Origin of the sequence: Cupriavidus alkaliphilus, from assembly GCF_900094595.1 — a bacterium.
GTDB classification, from domain to species: domain Bacteria; phylum Pseudomonadota; class Gammaproteobacteria; order Burkholderiales; family Burkholderiaceae; genus Cupriavidus; species Cupriavidus alkaliphilus.
In genome coordinates, this window is sequence record NZ_FMAD01000005.1 from 60,444 (window position 1) to 77,012 (window position 16,569).

General features: G+C 67.4%; 13 protein-coding genes. 4 read left to right on the forward strand and 9 right to left on the reverse strand.

What is annotated here, in order from left to right; translation table 11 throughout:
* Positions 1-13: 13 nt before the first annotated feature.
* Positions 14-904: a LysR family transcriptional regulator gene (locus tag GA0116996_RS12190; RefSeq protein WP_092311410.1), complete on the reverse strand. Its 891-nt coding sequence runs from the start codon at positions 902-904 to the stop codon at positions 14-16.
* A gap of 104 nt (positions 905-1,008) precedes the next feature.
* On the opposite strand from GA0116996_RS12190, the gene GA0116996_RS12195 reads away from it, so the two are divergent.
* The 4 genes from GA0116996_RS12195 (at position 1,009) to GA0116996_RS12210 (ending at position 5,218) form a co-directional block, all read left to right on the forward strand.
* On the forward strand, positions 1,009-2,232 hold the full coding sequence (locus GA0116996_RS12195) for a CaiB/BaiF CoA transferase family protein (RefSeq protein ID WP_092311413.1): 1,224 nt from the start codon (positions 1,009-1,011) through the stop codon (positions 2,230-2,232).
* Positions 2,229-2,690, forward strand: a complete 462-nt coding sequence (locus tag GA0116996_RS12200) for a MaoC family dehydratase (protein WP_092311416.1) — start codon at positions 2,229-2,231, stop codon at positions 2,688-2,690. The genes GA0116996_RS12195 and GA0116996_RS12200 overlap by 4 nt, the downstream gene beginning before the upstream one ends.
* Before the next feature lie 330 nt (positions 2,691-3,020).
* Positions 3,021-4,181 carry an acyl-CoA dehydrogenase family protein gene (locus GA0116996_RS12205; protein ID WP_092311419.1) on the forward strand — a complete coding sequence of 387 codons (1,161 nt, stop codon included), beginning with the start codon at positions 3,021-3,023 and terminating at the stop codon, positions 4,179-4,181.
* A 38-nt stretch (positions 4,182-4,219) separates the two neighbouring features.
* Positions 4,220-5,218 (forward strand): acyl-CoA dehydrogenase family protein, encoded by a 999-nt coding sequence (locus GA0116996_RS12210; protein WP_092311422.1) that lies wholly within the window; start codon positions 4,220-4,222, stop codon positions 5,216-5,218.
* Positions 5,219-5,248: 30 nt separating this feature from the next.
* Here GA0116996_RS12210 and GA0116996_RS12215 read toward each other — a convergent pair whose 3' ends face one another.
* From GA0116996_RS12215 to GA0116996_RS12250, 8 genes are all read right to left on the reverse strand, one after another.
* Positions 5,249-6,802, reverse strand: a complete 1,554-nt coding sequence (locus GA0116996_RS12215; protein WP_092312262.1) for a SpoVR family protein — start codon at positions 6,800-6,802, stop codon at positions 5,249-5,251.
* Positions 6,803-6,932: 130 nt separating this feature from the next.
* Complete coding sequence (locus GA0116996_RS12220) at positions 6,933-8,195, reverse strand: YeaH/YhbH family protein (RefSeq protein ID WP_012355395.1); 1,263 nt, start codon at positions 8,193-8,195, stop codon at positions 6,933-6,935.
* 37 nt (positions 8,196-8,232) lie between these two features.
* Positions 8,233-10,155 carry a PrkA family serine protein kinase gene (locus GA0116996_RS12225; protein ID WP_012355394.1) on the reverse strand — a complete coding sequence of 641 codons (1,923 nt, stop codon included), beginning with the start codon at positions 10,153-10,155 and terminating at the stop codon, positions 8,233-8,235.
* Between the two features lie 467 nt (positions 10,156-10,622).
* The gene (locus GA0116996_RS12230; protein ID WP_092311425.1) at positions 10,623-11,810 is read right to left on the reverse strand and encodes an acyl-CoA dehydrogenase family protein; all 1,188 of its coding nucleotides are present in this window, start codon (positions 11,808-11,810) and stop codon (positions 10,623-10,625) included.
* Between the two features lie 136 nt (positions 11,811-11,946).
* Positions 11,947-12,726, reverse strand: coding sequence for an enoyl-CoA hydratase/isomerase family protein (locus tag GA0116996_RS12235; protein WP_092311429.1), 780 nt, complete (start codon positions 12,724-12,726; stop codon positions 11,947-11,949).
* Between the two features lie 21 nt (positions 12,727-12,747).
* The gene (locus GA0116996_RS12240) at positions 12,748-13,731 is read right to left on the reverse strand and encodes a Bug family tripartite tricarboxylate transporter substrate binding protein (protein WP_092311432.1); all 984 of its coding nucleotides are present in this window, start codon (positions 13,729-13,731) and stop codon (positions 12,748-12,750) included.
* Between the two features lie 34 nt (positions 13,732-13,765).
* Positions 13,766-15,478, reverse strand: a complete 1,713-nt coding sequence (locus tag GA0116996_RS12245; protein ID WP_092311435.1) for a long-chain fatty acid--CoA ligase — start codon at positions 15,476-15,478, stop codon at positions 13,766-13,768.
* 42 nt (positions 15,479-15,520) lie between these two features.
* Positions 15,521-16,549, reverse strand: coding sequence for a Bug family tripartite tricarboxylate transporter substrate binding protein (locus GA0116996_RS12250; RefSeq protein WP_092311438.1), 1,029 nt, complete (start codon positions 16,547-16,549; stop codon positions 15,521-15,523).
* Between the last annotated feature and the right edge of the window lie 20 nt (positions 16,550-16,569).

Here is a 16,569-nt window from a genome sequence, read left to right on the forward strand (position 1 = left end):
CCGGCTGCGCCGGCTACTGCACCGCGGCCTGCGCCGCCGCCAGGAAGCGCTGCACCTGGCGGTCGCCGTCATCGGGCCGCGCCGCCAGCGCGATGCCGATGCGGCCCGCCGGCCGCGGGCTCGACAACGGCAGGAAGCGCACGCGCCGGTTGGCGTAGCGCGCCGCCACGCTCGGCACCAGCGCCACGCCCAATCCGCTTTCCACCAGGCTCACCTGGGTCTGCACCTGCACCGCCTCCTGCGTGACGCGCGGCACGAAGCCCGCCTGCTGGCACAGCATCATCGCCACGGCATGCAGGTTGGGCACCTGCGCCGCCGGATACATGATGAAGGGCTCATCGGCCAGCGTGCGCAGCGCGATCGCGTCCGCGCGCGCCAAGGGGCTGTCGGCCGGCACCGCGGCGACGAAGACATCGTTCTCCAGCGGCGTCAGTGCATAGCCGCCGCTGCTCAGGATCGGGAAGCGCACCAGTCCGGCATCGATCTGGTGCCTCTCCAGCCGGTCGAGGATCGCGGCGGTGGTGGATTCATGCAGGATCAGCTCGATGCCGGGATGCGCGGCGCGGAACGCCGGGATCAGCTTGGGCAGCAGCGCATAAGTCGCCGAGCCGATAAAGCCGATGCGCAACGCGCCGCGCTCGCCCTGCCCCGCCGCCATCGCCGCGGCGCGCGCCTGCTGCGCGTGAAACAGCGCCCGGCGCGCGTCATGCAGCGCGGCCTCGCCCGCCTGCGTCAGCCGCACCCCGCGCGAGGTGCGCACGAACAGCGCCGTGCCGAGCTGCTCCTCGAGCTTGCGGATCGAGATCGAAAGCGGCGGCTGCGCCATGTGCAGCCGCTCGGCGGCGCGGTGAAAGTTGCCGGTCTCGGCCAGGGCGACGAACTGCTGCAGTTGGCGCAGGTCCATGGTCTGCAATATCCAATGAATATCAATTCCTAAAAAACTAATATTAGACCAGCCCGCCCCCCTGATCTACCCTGTGGCCCACAGTACAAAAGATCGGAGACACTATGCTGCCGCTTGCAGGCATCCGCGTGGTCGACCTGTCCACGGTGGTGATGGGGCCGTATGCCAGCCAGTGGCTGGCCGACCTGGGCGCCGAGGTGATCAAGGTCGAGCCGCCCGAGGGCGATTCCACGCGCCGCACCGGACCCGCCGCCGAACCCGGCATGGCGGCGATCTTCCTGGGGGTCAACCGCGGCAAGCGCAGCGTGGTGCTGGACCTGAAGCAGCCGGCCGCGCAGGCGGCGCTGGAGCGCGTGCTGGCCGGCGCCGACGTGCTGATGCACAGCATGCGCCCCCAGAAGCTGGCAGCGCTGGGGCTGGCGCCCGATGCGGTGCGGGCGCGCCACCCCGATCTGGTCTTTGTCAGCCTGCTGGGCTTTGCCGAGGACGGCCCCTACGGCGGCCGGCCGGCGTATGACGACATCATCCAGGGCCTGTCCGGCAATGCCGCGCTGATGGCGGCGCAGACCGGCGACAGCCGCTACTTCCCCACCATTGCCGCCGACAAGACCAGCGGGCTGGTGGCCGCGCTGTCGGTCTGCGCGGCGCTGGCCGGGCGCGCGCGGCGCCAGGCCGATGGCGGCGCCGGCGCTGGCACGCTGGTCGAGGTGCCGATGTTCGAATCGATGGTGGCGTTCAACCTGGTCGAGCACTTCTACGGCCACCACTTCGAGCCGCCGCGCGGCCCGAGCGGCTATCCGCGCGTGCTGGCGCCATTGCGCCGCCCCTACCGCAGCGCGGATGGCCACGTCTGCATGATGCCGTACACCGACGCGCACTGGCGCGACTTCTTCCATGCCGCCGGACGCCCCGAGCTGGCTGCCGATGCGCGCTTTGCCGACATCGCCGCCCGCACCGAGCATATCGAGACCCTGTACGAACTGACCGGCGAGATCGTGCAAGGGCACAGCACCGCGCACTGGGCGGCGCTGTGCGAACGCCTGCAGATCCCGGTGGCGCGCATCAATGCGCTGGACGACCTGCAGGACGATCCGCACCTGGCCGCGACGGGCTTCTTCGAGACCGCCGAGGATCCCGCCATGGGCACGCTGCGCTTTCCCGGCGCGCCGGTGCGTTTCGATGGCCAGCGCGCGCCGCTGGCCGTGCCGCCGCGGCTGGGCGAGCACACCAGGGATGTGCTGGCACAGGCCGGCCTGGGTGCCGACGAAATCGAGCAACTGCAACGCAGCGGTGCCGCACGCTGTGCGACCGCCAGGGAGACACCATGACGCATGCACAACTGCCCCGCCTGGGCCAGGGCTTCTACTGGCAAGACCTGCACGAGGGCCAGGCCTTCCGCACCTTCGCCCGCACCGTGACCGAGACTGATCTGGTCAACTTCATCTCGGTCACCGGCATGGTCGAGGCCATCTTTATCGAAGCCGGCTACGGCGGCGGCGCGATCCAGGGGCGGCCGGTGCCGGGGGCGCTGACCTACGCGCTGATCGAAGGCTTCATCCTGCAGACCATGATCCAGGGCACCGGGCTGGCCATGCTGGAACTCACGCAGCAGATCCACGCCCCGGTGCTGGTGGGCGACACCATCCACGCCACCGTGACCGTGACCGGCATCCGCCCGACCTCGCGCAGCGGCCGCGCGGTGGTGGATTCGCGCATCGAGGTGTTCAACCAGCGCGGGGAGCAGGTCATGACCTATACCGCGCGCCGGCTGCTGGCAGGACGGTGAACCCATGAGCTTGCGCCTCGATGGCATCAAGGTTGCGGCGTGCCTGCGTCTTCCCTCACCCCCTGCCCCTCTCCCGCAAGCGGGAGAGGGGAGCAAGCCTTCGGCACGTGAAGACGCGCACCCTGTAGCAAGACCTTCTCCAGCGACGGTTTTCTCCCTCTCCCGCTTGCGGGAGAGGGTTGGGGTGAGGGCCGGCGTGTCGACAAGGTCTTGCGCAGCGGCGTGCCACCGCCTTCCTTCTTCCCCAGCCCGTCACCCGCAAGCGGGGGACGGGCGCACGGCGCTGGCATCTGGAACCGACTTCAAAGTATCAAGCCACAGGATTTCACCGTGACCGCATTGCTCTCCACCTTCACCCTCACCACACTGCCGCCGCGCGCCGTCGCGTTCCGCGCCGAGGTGCGGGCCTTCCTGGAACAACACCTGCCGGCGCTGCCGCCGGAAACACGCGCGCGCTCGTGGATGGGCTTCGATGCCGCATTCAGCCGGGCGCTGGCCGCGCGCGGCTGGGTCGGCATCACCTTGCCCGCGCAGTACGGCGGCGCGGGGCTGGATCCGTTCTCGCGCTTCGTGCTGGTGGAAGAGTTGCTGGCCTGCGGCGCGCCGGTGTCGGCGCACTGGATCGCCGACCGCCAGAGCGGCCCGCTGATCCTGCGCTACGGCAACGACGCGCAGAAGGCGCGCTACCTGCCCGCGATCAGCCGCGGCGAGGCCTTTTTCTGCATCGGCATGAGCGAGCCCAATTCCGGCTCGGACCTGGCCAGCGTGGCCACGCGCGCGGTGCTTCAGCCGGATGGCAGCTGGCGCCTGAACGGGCGCAAGATCTGGACCACCAACGCCGACCGCTGCCACTTCATGATTGCGCTGGTACGCACCTCGGGCACGCCGCAGGACCGTCAGGCCGGGCTGTCGCAGTTCATCGTCGACCTGCACGCGCCCGGCGTCACGGTGCGGCCGATCCGCGACCTGGCCGGCGATGCGCACTTCTCGGAAGTGACCTTCGACGACGTGGCGCTGGCGCCGGATGCGCTGGTCGGCAACGAAGGCAGCGGCTGGGAGCAGGTCAACGCCGAGCTGGCGTTCGAGCGCAGCGGCCCGGAACGGCTGTATTCGAGCGTGGTGCTGCTCGACACCTGGCTCGACGCCCTGCGCCAGCTGCCGCCGGCGCGCCGCGACACCGTCACCGCGGGCCGCCTCGCCGGCCACCTGGCGGTGCTGCGCGCAATGTCGCTGGCGGTCACGGCGCGCCTGGCCGCGGGCGAAAGCCCGGTGGTCGAGGCAGCGCTGGTGAAGGACCTGGGCACCACCTTCGAACAGTCGGTGCCGGCGCTGGTGGAAGCCGCGCTCGGCGACGAACCGGCATTCGCGGCCGATGGCGCGCTGTATCGCACCCTGGCCTATGTGACGCAGATCGCGCCGTCGTACTCGCTGCGCGGCGGCACCCGCGAAATCCTGCGCGGCATGATCGCGCGCGGGCTGGGCCTGCGCTGATCCGGCCCCGCCGGCCGCCATCCTGAACGAGATTGCCCATGCATAACGCTTACTCCGATGCCCTCGACGCGCTGCTGCGCGACTGCTGCACGCCCGCCACGGTGCGCGCGCTGGAACAGCAGGCCGACCCGCAGCCGCTATGGCAAGCGCTGCAAGACAGCGGCTTCGCCGACTGCCTGTTGCCCGAATCCGCCGGCGGCGCCTCGCTGCCGCTGCGCGAGCTGGCGCCGGTGTTGTTTGTCACCGGCCGCCACGCCCTGCCGCTGCCGCTGGCGCAGACCGTTTTTGCGCGCGCGCTGCTGCATGCCAACGGCGTCGCGCTGCCAGACGGCCCGATCGCGCTGGCAAGCCTTGACGACGGCGCCGCCGCCACGCTGGTGGCGGACGCCCGCCATGCGCAGTGGTTCCTGGTGCAGGACGGCGAGCGTTGCCTGCTGCTGTCCGCCGCGGCGGCGCGCGCCGAGGCCACCGGCGCGCACGGCGACCTGACCCTGCGCGTGCCGCGACCGGACGCCGCCGCGCCCGCGGCGTTCCAGCTGCCGGCCGGCACCGTGCGCACGCTGGGCGCGTGCCTGCATGCGGCGCAACTGGCCGGGGCCCTGTCGCATGTGCTTGACGTTACGCTGCAGTACGCCAACGACCGCCAGCAGTTCGGCCGCGCCATCGGCAAGTTCCAGGCGATCCAGCACCAGGTCAGCGAGATGGCCGAGCAGGTCGCCGCGGCGCGGGTGGCGGCGCAGCTGGCCTGCGACAGCGACGGCGCCACGCCCGACCCGCTGCGCGCGGCGATCGGCAAGCTGCGCGCCAGCGACGCGGTCACGCCGGTGGCCGCGATCGCGCATGCCGTGCACGGCGCCATCGGCATTACCGAGGAATATGACCTGCAGCTCTACACGCGCCGGCTGCATGCGTGGCGCGTGGCGGACGGGTCGGAACGCTGGTGGAGCCGGGTGCTGGGCGAAGCGGTGTGCGCCGGGGACGGCCGCAAGGCGGTGGAACTGGTGCGCGACTGGTGCGAGCCGGCGCCCGCCGCCTGAAGCGGCGGGGCCCGGGTCGCCGCCTGCCGGTCAGGCGGCCAGGCTCAGCCCGCTGCCGTGCGGGCGGCGGTGGCGGCGCTCAGGCTTGCATTCGTACTTCAGCTCGGTGCGGCCGTCTTCATAGGCCACTTCCAGCCGCACGGTAAAGCCCCACAGCCGGGTCACGTGCCGCACCACCTCATCGAAGTTGTGCGCCAGCGGCCGCCGGTCGTTCTGCAGGTGGCGCAGCGTCAGCGAGCGGTCGCCGCCGACATCGACGTTGGTGACCTGGATGTTGGGCTCCATGCTGGACAGGTCATACTGCGCCGCCATCAGCTGGCGGATCGCGCGGTAGCCCTCGTCGTCGTGGATCGCGGTCACGCGCAGCTTGCCCTCGCGGTCATCGTCCAGCACCGAGAACAGCTTGAGCTCGCGGATCACGCGCGGCGACAGGAACTGCAGCAGGAAGCTCTCGTCCTTGAAGTTGCGCATGGCGAAGTCCAGCGTCTTGCGCCAGTCGGTGCCGGCGATCTCGGGCGCCCAGCGATAGTCCTCGTCGGTCGGGTTCTCGCACATGCGGCGCAGGTCCTGGAACATCAGGAAGCCTACCGTGTAGGGGTTCATGCCGCTGTAGTAGGGGCTGTGGTACGGCGGCTGGTAGATGACGTTGGTGTGCGCCTGCAGCAGCTCCATCATGAAGGCGTCGTTGACCAGCTTTTCCTCGTACAGCTGATTGATGATGGTGTAGTGCCAGAACGTGGCCCAGCCTTCGTTCATCACCTTGGTCTGGCGCTGCGGGTAGAAGTACTGCGCAATCTTGCGCACGATGCGCACGATCTCGCGCTGCCACGGCGCCAGCTTGGGCGCGTTCTTCTCGATGAAGTACAGCAGGTTCTCCTGCGGCTCGGGCGGGAACGGCACATCCGGCTCGGCCGTTTCGTCTTCCGACGCCAGCGCGTGCGGGCGGTGCTTGGGCAGCGTGCGCCACAGGTCGTTGACCTGCATCTGCAGGTAGTTCTCGCGGTCGGCCTGGCGCGCCTTTTCCTCGGTGATCGACAGCTTCTTGGGCCGCTTGTAGCGGTCCACGCCGTAGTTCTGCAGCGCGTGGCAGGAATCCAGCAGCAGCTCCACCTCCTGCTCGCCGTAGCGCTGCTCGCACTCGGCCACGTAGTTCTTCGCGAACAGCAGGTAGTCGACGATGGCGTCGGCGTTGGTCCAGGTGCGGAACAGGTAGTTGCCCTTGAAGAAGGAATTGTGGCCGTAGCAGGCATGCGCGATCGTCAGCGCCTGCATCGGCATGGTGTTCTCCTCCATCAGGTAGGCGATGCAGGGATTGGAGTTGATGACGATCTCGTAGGCCAGCCCCATGTGCCCGCGCTGGTAGCTGCGCTCCGACGCCAGGAAGTGCTTGCCGTAGGACCAGTGGCTGTAGCCCACCGGCAGCCCCGCCGACGCATAAGCGTCGAGCATCTGCTCCGCCGTGATGATCTCGATCTGGTTGGGATAGGTATCCAGGCCGAATTCGCCGGCGATGCGGGAAATCTCGCGGTCATACCGGTTGATCAGCTCGAAGGTCCATTCCGAACCCGTGGACAGATAAGCCATCTTCGCCCCTTTCGTCCGCGCAAGCCAGGCAGGCCGGTGCTTGCGGCACGGGCGCGCCGCCAGGTCCCCTGTCTTGCCAATATTGCCCTTCTTCACCGCGGCTTGCCGGCAATCGGCCGGCCAGCACTGATTATGCCGCGCGTTTCTGGAACAGGTCGTGCAGCACCGGGTAGATCTCGTCCGCGCCGATGATGCGCTGCATCGCAAAGTGATCGAACTGGCTCTTCACCGTCAGATACTCTTCCCAGAGGTTCTGCGGCTCTTCCGATGCTACCTCCACATAGGCGTAATACTGCACCAGCGGCAGGATCGACTCGCGCAGCAGCCGCCCGCACAACTCGGAGTCGCCGGCCCAGTTGTCCCCGTCGGAGGCCTGCGCGCAATAGATGTTCCACTGGCTGGGCGGGTAGCGGTCGTGGATGACCTCCACCATCAGCTTCAGCGCGCTCGACACCACGGTGCCGCCGGACTCGCGCGAGTGGAAGAAATCTTCCTCTTCGACTTCCTTCGCCACGGTGTGATGGCGGATGAACACCACGTCGATGCGCTCGTAGTTGCGCTTCAGGAACAGGTACAGCAGCATGAAGAAGCGCTTGGCCAGGTCCTTGCGGCTCTCGTCCATCGAGCCGGACACGTCCATCAGGCAGAACATCACCGCCTGCGCCTGCGGGCGCTTCTTCAGCACGCGGTTGTTGTAGCGCAGATCGAGCTTCTCGATAAACGGAACGCGGTCGATGCAGGCGCGCAGGTGCCGCATCTTTTCCATCAGTTCGAGCGTGCCCTCGGCGTACGGTCCGTCCTTCTCCAGTGCCTCGGCATAGGCCAGCTCCAGCTGGCGCAGGCGCTTCTGGTAAGGGCTGGACAAGGCGATGCGCCGCCCCAGCGAACTGCGCATGGTGCGCAGGATCGACAGGTTGGACGGGGTGCCGTCGATGGAATAGCCGGCGCGCACCTTGCGCACCTCGGCAATCTTGGCGAGGTGGCGCTTGGCCAGGTCCGGCAGCGCCATGTCCTCGAAGAAGAAATTGAGGAAGTCCTCGCGCGACAGCGTGAAGACGAAATCGTCCTCGCCCTCGCCGCTGTCGCTGGCGCGCGAACCGGTCCCGCCGCCGCCCTGCTGCTGGCGGTCGAAGGAATCACCCTTGACGAACTTCTTGTTGCCAGGGTGAATCCACTCGCGCCGCCCGCCCGGGCCGTGGTGGAAGATCGGTTCGCTGATGTCCTTGACCGGAATGGACACCTGCCCGCTCTGCTCGATGTCCATGATCTTCCGGCCGGACACCGCCTTTGCCACCGCTTGCCGGATCTGCTCGCGGTAGCGCTTGATGAAGCGTTGCTGGTTGACGGCACTCTTGTTGCCGCCGTTTTCGCGCCGATCGATGACCGTAGCCATATGTTGCCCTCGTTGAGAGACCCGTTCCGCGGCGCCGTTACGATGACTTTCTTACGCGCAGATACCACTCCACCAACAGTCTCACTTGCTTGGGCGTGTACCCCTTCTCGACCATGCGGTTGACGAAGTTCTCGTGCTTGTCCTGGTCTTCGCGGGAAGACTTGGCGTTGAACGAGATCACCGGCAGCAGGTCCTCCGTGGTGGAGAACATGCGCTTCTCGATCACCATCCGCAGCTTTTCATAGCTGGTCCAGACCGGGTTCTTGCCACCGTTGTTGGCCCGCGCCCGCAGCACGAAGTTGACGATCTCGTTGCGGAAGTCCTTGGGGTTCGAGATACCCGCGGGCTTTTCCACTTTCTCGAGTTCGTCGTTCAGCGCGTTGCGGTCGAGGATTTCGCCGGTGTTGGGATCGCGGTACTCCTGGTCCTGGATCCACAGGTCGGCGAACACCACATAGCGGTCGAAGATGTTCTGCCCGTATTCCGAATACGACTCCAGGTAGGCGGTCTGGATCTCCTTGCCGATGAACTCCACGAACGGCGTGGTCAGGTACTCCTTGATATACGACAGCAGCTTGGCTTCCTGTTCCGGCGGGAACTGCTCGCGCTCGATCTGCTGCTCGAGCACGTACAGCAGGTGCACCGGGTTGGCCGCCACTTCGGTGTTGTCGAAGTTGAAGACCTTGGACAGGACCTTGAACGCGAAGCGCGTCGACAGCCCGTTCATGCCCTCGTCGATGCCGGCGTAGTCGCGGTATTCCTGGTACGACTTCGCCTTCGGGTCCACGTCCTTCAGGCTCTCGCCGTCGTAGACGCGCATCTTCGAGAAGATGTTGGAGTTCTCGGGCTCCTTGATGCGCGTGAGCACGGCGAACTGCGCCATCATCTTCAGCGTGTTGGGCGCGCACGGGGCGGCCGACAGCGAACTGCTGCGCAACAGCTTGTCGTAGATCTTGACTTCGTCGGACACGCGCAGGCAGTACGGCACCTTGACGATATAGATCCGGTCGAGGAAAGCCTCGTTGTTCTTGTCCGCCTTGAAGGTCTGCCACTCGGCCTCGTTCGAGTGCGCCAGGATGACGCCGTCGAACGGGATCGCGCCGAAGCCTTCCGTGCCCTTGTAGTTGCCTTCCTGGGTCGCGGTCAGCAGCGGGTGCAGCACCTTGATCGGCGCCTTGAACATTTCGACGAACTCGAGCAGGCCGCGGTTGGCCAGGCACAGGCCGCCGGAATACGAGTACGCGTCCGGGTCGTCCTGCGGGAAGTCCTCGAGCTTGCGGATATCAACCTTGCCCACCAGCGACGAGATGTCCTGGTTGTTCTCGTCGCCCGGCTCAGTCTTCGAGATCGCGATCTGCGACAGCACCGACGGGCGCAGCTTCACCACCTTGAACTTGGTGATGTCGCCATTGAACTCGTGCAGGCGCTTCACTGCCCATGGCGAGGCAATGGTATTGAGATAGCGCAGCGGGATGCCGTAATCCTCTTCCAGGATCTTGCCGTCTTCTTCCGGTGAGAACAGACCCAGGGGCGACTCGTGGATGGGCGAACCCTTCAGCGCGTAGATGGGGATCTGTTCCATCAGCGCCTTGAGCTTTTCCGCGAGCGAGGACTTGCCGCCGCCGGGAGGCCCGAGCAGATACAGGATCTGCTTGCGCTCTTCCAGGCCCTGCGCCGCGTGCTTGAAGAACGAGACGATCTGCTCGATCGTGTCCTCCATGCCGTAGAAGTCGCGGAAGGCCGGATAGATGCGAATGACCTTGTTGAAAAACAGGCGGGACAGCCTGGGATCATGGTGGGTATCCACCAGCTCAGGCTGACCGATCGCGGCGAGCATGCGTTCGGCAGCGGTCGCGTAGGCAGTCGGATCCTTCTTGCAGATCTCCAGGTATTCCTGGATGCTGTATTCCTCTTCCTTGCGAGCTTCGAACCGCGTAGCGTAATGGCCAAAAATGTCCATACCTCACTCCCGTCAGAGTTCACGTCCGAGGCGTAGGTAGTGCTACCCCAAAGGCTTCGCGCAACGTTCGCGGTACACCACCCCGGCCTGGCGACCTGTCATGTTGCGAAGTCTTTACTTCATCATAGTCAAATAACGGCGATGGTGGAGTCCGAGTTGACGACGCTGGCATCGATGCAACGGATGTTTCGGTGCTGCCTTCCCGCTGCATTGACTCCGGATGTTGCTGTCAGCTTTTGGCTGATTTTGACTCGGGCTTCGCCCCCGCGCGCGACGGGCCATTGACCATGCTTGTGACAAACCTTACACCTTTCCCGCGATCCGTGCACATCCGGTTTTGTAACCATAAGCACAAAAGCCGGCACGGGTGCCGGCTTTCATTTTTGGGCAGGTTCTTATGCGTTTTGCACGGCTTGCGCGCACTAGCACACAGACAGTGCTGATAGCGCAGCGCCGGTGCAGGCGGCTCAGAGCGTGCGCGCAACCAGCTCTTTCATGATCTCGTTGGAGCCACCGAAGATCTTGCTGACGCGTGCGTTCGCATACATGCGCGCGATCGGGTATTCCAGCATGTAGCCATAGCCGCCGTGCAACTGCAGGCACTCGTCGATGACCTGGCAGTTCTGTTGGGTACACCACCATTTGGCCATCGCCGCGGTCGCCGCGTCGAGCTGGCCGTCCATCAGGCGCTGCATGCAGTCATCGACGAAGGTGGCGGCAATGGTGGCCACGGTCTTGCATTCGGCCAGCTTGAAGCGGGTGTTCTGCAGGTCGCCGAGCGGCTGGCCGAACACCTTGCGCTGGCGCACGTAGTCGGTGGTCAGTTCGATCGCGCGCTGCATGGTGGCGACCGCGCCCAGCGCAATGATCATGCGCTCCTGCGGCAGCTGCTGCATCAGCTGGTAGAAGCCCTGGCCCTCCTGCGTGCCGAGCAGGTTGTCGCACGGCACCAACACGTCGTCGAAGAACAGTTCGGCGGTGTCCTGGCCCTTCTGCCCGATCTTCTCGAGGATGCGGCCGCGACGGAAGCCCGGCAGGTCGCGGGTTTCCACCATGACCAGCGACACCCCGCGCGAGCCGGCTTCCGGATCGGTCTTGGCCACCACGCAGATCAGGTCGGCGTGGTAACCGTTCGTAATAAAAGTCTTGGCGCCGTTGATGCGATAGCACTCTCCGTCCGGGGTCTGTTCCCGCAGCGCGCGGGTGCGTATCGCTTTGAGGTCGGAACCGGCGCCGGGTTCCGACATGGCGATGGCGGCCACCAGTTCGCCGCTGGCCATCTGCGGCAGCCACTTCTGCTTCTGCGCTTCGGTGCCGTAGCGCAGCAGGTAATGCGCCACGATGCCGCTGTGCACGTTGTTGCCCAGACTGGTGCAGACCGCGCGCGACATCTCCTGGGTGATGATGGCCTCGTGGGCAAAGGTGCCGCCGCCGCCGCCGTATTCCTCGGGGATGCTGGCGCACAGCAGTCCGATCTGGCCGGCGCGGCGCCACACGTCGCGGTCAATGTAGCCTTGCCCGGCCCAGCGGGCCTCGTGGGGCGCGAGTTCGCGCTCGACGAAGCGGCGCACGGTGTCCTGGAACATTTCCAGCTCTTCGTTCATCCAGGGGGTCTGGCGGGCGGCAGGCGCCGCGTATTGGTCTTGGGATCCCATAAGTCGTGCTGGTATCAGGGTAAACGTGGAGAATGAAGTGGCAGGCTTCGACCGATGCCGGACACCTGCCTATATAAGTAAGGGCGAACGCCGGGGCGGTGCCGATGCTGCAGAGCAGCACGCGCCGCCGCGCCCGTCAGTCCGGCCAGCGGTAGCGCAGCGGCTGCTTGGCCATGAAGCGGTCGGCGGCCTCGCGGCGGTAGCCGGTGGAGAAGGCGATGCCCTGCGCGTCGGCCTCCATTGCCAGCATCGTGCCCAGGTCCTGGCCCAGCGATGCGTTCAGCGCCTGCTTGGTCAGGCTGAGCGCCACCGGCGAGGCCTCGGTGAACGCCTGCGCGAGCGCCCGCGCGCGTGCCTGCAGGCCGTCGGCCGGGACGATTTCCATGACGATGCCAAGGTCTTGCGCGGCCTGGGCGTTGAGCTCGCGCATCGAGAACATCAGCGCCTTGGCCCGCTGCAGGCCGATCATCCGCGGCAGCGTGTAGAACACGCCACAGTCCGGCACCAGGCCCATGCGCAGGAACGGCAGCCCGAAGCGCGCGCGCGGCGTGGCCAGGATGATGTCGGCCGTCAGCGCCAGGCTGAAACCTGCGCCATAAGCCGCCCCGTCGACCGCGGCGATGACCGGCACGTCCAGTTGGATCAGTTCTTCGAGCCAGCCGTGGAGCTTGCGCAGGCGCCTGCGGCCCTGCTCGGCGCTGATCTCGACCTGCATCGAGCTGATGTCGCCGCCCGACGAGAAATCGGTGCCGGCCGCGGTCAGGATCAGGGCGCGCACGCTGTCGTCGTCCCGTATCCGGCGAATCACTTCGCCGATCTCCTCGCGCATCGGCAGCGACAGCGCGTTCTTGCGCGCCGGCGCGTCCAGCGTCAGCGTGGCGACGCCGTCCTCGACGGCAAAGCGGATGGTTTCCATGACGAGGCCTCCGGTACGGTGTCAGTCCAGCTGGATGTTGGCGTCGCGCACGATCTTCGCCCACTTGGGCGCGTCGCCCGCCACCACGGCAGCCAGTTCCTGCGGCGTGGACCCGACCGGCTGCAAACCCATGCCCGCCAGCTTCTGCGTCACTTCGGGCAGGCGCACGATGCGCGCGGTCTCGGCGGCCAGCTTTGCCGTCACGTCCCGGGGCGCGTTGCCCGGCAGGAACAGCCCGAACCAGCCATTGGGCTCGAATCCCGCCAGGCCCAGCTCGGAAAAGGTCGGCACATTGGGCAGCGCCTTGTAGCGCTGGGTCCCGGTGATGCCCAGGATCCTGAACTTGTTGCTGCTGAGGTGGGGATTGGCCGAGGTCACGTCGACAAAGGCGCTGTCCACCTGGCCGCCCAGCAGGTCGCTCATCAGCGGCGCCGCGCCCTTGTACGGGATATGCGCGATCTCGATGCCGGTCTGCTGCCGCAGCAGTTCGCCGTGCAGGTGCGACGAGGTGCCGTTGCCGTACGAGCCGTAGCTGAGCTTGCCGGCCTTGGCCAGCGCCAGGAACTCGCGCAGGGTGCTGGCGGGCACGCGGTTGGGCACCACGAACAGGTCGGACGACTTGGCGATCAGCGAAACCGGGGTGAAGTCTTTGGCCACGTCGTAGGGGGTGCGCTTGTACAGCGCCGGCGACTGGATCAGCGCGGTGATCGCCAGCAGCACGGTGTAGCCGTCGGCCGGCGCCTTGGCGACAGTGTCGTTGCCGAGCATGCCGCTGGCGCCGGGCTTGTTTTCGACCACCACCGGCTGGCCCAGGCTTTCGGCCAGGCGCTGGCCGATCAGGCGGCCCACGGTGTCGGTGCCGCCGCCGGCCGGATACGGCACGATCATGCGGATCGGCTTGGCGGGGTACGGCTGCTGGGCGAAGGCCTGGCCCATGCCGCCGAGGACGGCCGCGCCGGCCAGGGTGCCGGCCTGCGCCAGCCAGTTGCGTCTGCTTTGCTGCATGCTGTCTCTCTCTTTGCTGGGGGTCCCGCCGGCGTCAGGCGCGCGGGTTGCTGGCCTGCATCTCGCGCTCTTGCAGGGCGCGCCACAGGATCTTGCCGGTGGCCGACTTGGGCAGCGCGTCGACCACGTCGATGATGCGCGGCACCTTGTACGCCGCCATGTGCTCGCGGCACCAGGCCATGATGCGTTCGGGCTCGGCTTCGGCCGTGCCGCGCGCGCCGGGGCGCAGCGCCACTACCGCCTTGACGGTTTCGCCGCGGCGCTCGTCGCGCGCCGCGATCACGCAGGCCTCGTGGATGGCCGGGTGGCCGTACAGCATGTTTTCCACCTCGGCCGGCCAGACCTTGTAGCCCGATGCGTTGATCATGCGCTTGAGGCGGTCGCGCATGAAGAAGTAGCCCTCCTCGTCCATGAAGCCGAGGTCGCCGGTGCGCAGGAAGCGCTTGCCGTCGAGCTCGATGAAGATGGCGGCGTTGGCGTCTTCGTTGTGCCAGTAGCCCTGCATCACCTGGCCGCCGTGGACCACGATCTCGCCGGTCTCGCCGTGGGGCAGTTCGCGCAGCGTCTCGGGGTCGACCACGCGCGCGTCCACGCCGAAGGTGGCGATGCCCAGGCATTCGCGCTTGGGCTGGTTGCGCGGGTTCGACAGGATGAAGGCCGCGGTCTCGGTCATGCCGTAGGCCTCGACGTAGGGCAGGCCGAAGCGCTCCTGCAGCATGTTGGCCACCGCTTCGGGCATGGCCGCGCCACCGCCGCCGACGTAGGCCAGGCTGGACAGGTCGCGCGCGTCGATGCCGGGCTGCGAGAAGAAGTCCACCATCATCGCCGGTGGCGCGCCCCACACCGAGACGCGGTAGCGCTCGATCAGGTCGGCGGCCAGCGCCCGCTCCCAGCGCGGCATCAGCACCACCGTCGCGCCCAGGTAGAGCGGCGAATTCATGCAGTTCTGCATGCCCAGCAGGTGGAACATCGGCGCCACCGCCAGCACCGCCGATTCGGGCGTGGCGCCGCGCCAGATCACCGAGCCGGCGGCCGCGGTCATCAGCGTGCCATGGGTATGCATGCAGCCCTTGGGGTTGCCGGTGGTGCCGGAGGTATAGGCCAGCATGCACAGCGTGTCGTAGCCCGCCTGGTGCGGCTGCGGCCGGTGTCCGGCGTGGCTGGCCGCGTCCCAGGCCACCGGCATCGCGCCCGAGGGCGCGGCCTGCGGTGCGGGCGGCGGCTCGCGCAGCCAGGCCGGCACCGGCAGGCCGCCGTCGTCGCGCAGCATGCCCGCGTAGTCGTGCAGGATCACGTGGCGCAGCGCCGGGCCGTGCAGCGGCGCCATGCGCGGGTACAGCTCGCTGCCGGCGAAGGCCGCGACCGCGCCGCTGTCCTGCACCACGTGAGCCAGTTCGGCTTCCAGCCACATCGGGTTGGCGGGCACCACCACGCCTTCGGCGCGCAGGATGGCGTAATAGGCAATGATGAACTGCGGGCAGTTCTGGCTGAACAGCACCACGCGGTCGCCCGGCTGGATGCCGCAGGCCTGCTGCAGGTAGCCGGCCATCCGTTCGATCTCGTCGCGCAGCTCGCCATACGAGATCGCGGTGCCGAAATACTGGATCGCGGTCTTGTCCGGATAGCGCTGCGCCGCGACCTCGACGTTGTAGAACAGGCTGGTGCGCGGCGTATGCAGCGTGGCAGGCAGGCCGGGCGGCCAGGCGGGGGAACGGAACGGCTGGGTGGTGCGTGTGGCAGGATTCATTGCAGCAATTGGTGGTTCAGATACAGGTCAAGCGGAGAAGCCTCAGTCCAGGCGGATGTTGCGCGTGCGGATCACCTTGCCCCAGCGCACGTAGTCGGCCTGGATGGTCTGGGCAAACGCATCCGGCGTGCTGCCGGTCAGGATCACGCCAAGGTCGTTCATGCGCTTGCGCACGTCGGGCTGGGCCAGCACGCGGTTGACGTCGGCGGAAAACTTCTCGACGATCGGGCGCGGCGTGGCGGCCGGCAGCAGCAGCCCGAACCAGCCCATGGCGTCCATGCCCTCGATACCGGCCTCGCGGAAGGTCGGCACGTCCGGCAATTGCGGCGCGCGCGCGGGTCCGGTCACCGCCAGCGCGCGCAGGCGGCCGGTGGCGACATGGGGCTTGGCCCCCATCACCGAGATCACCGCGGCCGGCACCTGGCCGCCGAGCAGGTCGTTCAGTTCCGGCGCCTCGCCCTTGTACGAGACATGGAGCATGTCGATCTTGGCGGCGTCGTTGAAGACCTCGCCATACAGGTGGCCGCTGGAGCCCGCGCCAAACGAGCCATAGGAGAACTGCCCGGGCTTGGTGCGCACCAGCGCGATGAAGTCCTTCAGGTTGGTGGCCGGCACGGCGTTGGTGTTGACCGCGAACACCAGGTTGGTGGTGCCGAGCTCGGACACGGCGGCAAAGTCCTTCACCGGGTCGTACGGCGCGCGGGCGTACAGGCTGGGCGCCTGCACCAGCGGCGTGATCGTCAGCAGCGCGGTATGGCCGTCGGCCTCGGCACGGGCGACCACTTCGGCGCCCAGCATGCCGCTGGCGCCCGGGCGGTTCTCCACCACCACCGGGCGCTTCCACTGCTTGCCCAGGCCCTCGGCCAGGGCGCGCGCCAACACGTCGGTGGCGCCGCCGGCCGGGAACGGCACCACCATGCGCACGGTGCGTGCCGGGAATTCCTGCGCATGCGCCATGCCCGCGCCCAGCATGCCGGCGGCCAACCCGCTCCACGCCAGCAATCCGGCGCCCAGGCGGCCGAGGGTACGGCGACGCGGACTACGCTCCCCACTACGACGATCTGCCTGCATGTGCTGTCTCCTTTGGTTTT

What these genes read in the sequence shown, in the direction of transcription:
- GA0116996_RS12190 (WP_092311410.1), bottom strand. Translation starts at nt 904, where the DNA reads ATGGACCTGCGCCAACTGCAGCAGTTCGTCGCCCTGGCCGAGACCGGC.
- GA0116996_RS12195 (WP_092311413.1), top strand. Translation starts at nt 1,009, where the DNA reads ATGCTGCCGCTTGCAGGCATCCGCGTGGTCGACCTGTCCACGGTGGTG.
- GA0116996_RS12200 (WP_092311416.1), top strand. Translation starts at nt 2,229, where the DNA reads ATGACGCATGCACAACTGCCCCGCCTGGGCCAGGGCTTCTACTGGCAA.
- GA0116996_RS12210 (WP_092311422.1), top strand. Translation starts at nt 4,220, where the DNA reads ATGCATAACGCTTACTCCGATGCCCTCGACGCGCTGCTGCGCGACTGC.
- GA0116996_RS12215 (WP_092312262.1), bottom strand. Translation starts at nt 6,802, where the DNA reads ATGGCTTATCTGTCCACGGGTTCGGAATGGACCTTCGAGCTGATCAAC.
- GA0116996_RS12220 (WP_012355395.1), bottom strand. Translation starts at nt 8,195, where the DNA reads ATGGCTACGGTCATCGATCGGCGCGAAAACGGCGGCAACAAGAGTGCC.
- GA0116996_RS12225 (WP_012355394.1), bottom strand. Translation starts at nt 10,155, where the DNA reads ATGGACATTTTTGGCCATTACGCTACGCGGTTCGAAGCTCGCAAGGAA.
- GA0116996_RS12230 (WP_092311425.1), bottom strand. Translation starts at nt 11,810, where the DNA reads ATGGGATCCCAAGACCAATACGCGGCGCCTGCCGCCCGCCAGACCCCC.
- GA0116996_RS12235 (WP_092311429.1), bottom strand. Translation starts at nt 12,726, where the DNA reads ATGGAAACCATCCGCTTTGCCGTCGAGGACGGCGTCGCCACGCTGACG.
- GA0116996_RS12240 (WP_092311432.1), bottom strand. Translation starts at nt 13,731, where the DNA reads ATGCAGCAAAGCAGACGCAACTGGCTGGCGCAGGCCGGCACCCTGGCC.
- GA0116996_RS12245 (WP_092311435.1), bottom strand. Translation starts at nt 15,478, where the DNA reads ATGAATCCTGCCACACGCACCACCCAGCCGTTCCGTTCCCCCGCCTGG.
- GA0116996_RS12250 (WP_092311438.1), bottom strand. Translation starts at nt 16,549, where the DNA reads ATGCAGGCAGATCGTCGTAGTGGGGAGCGTAGTCCGCGTCGCCGTACC.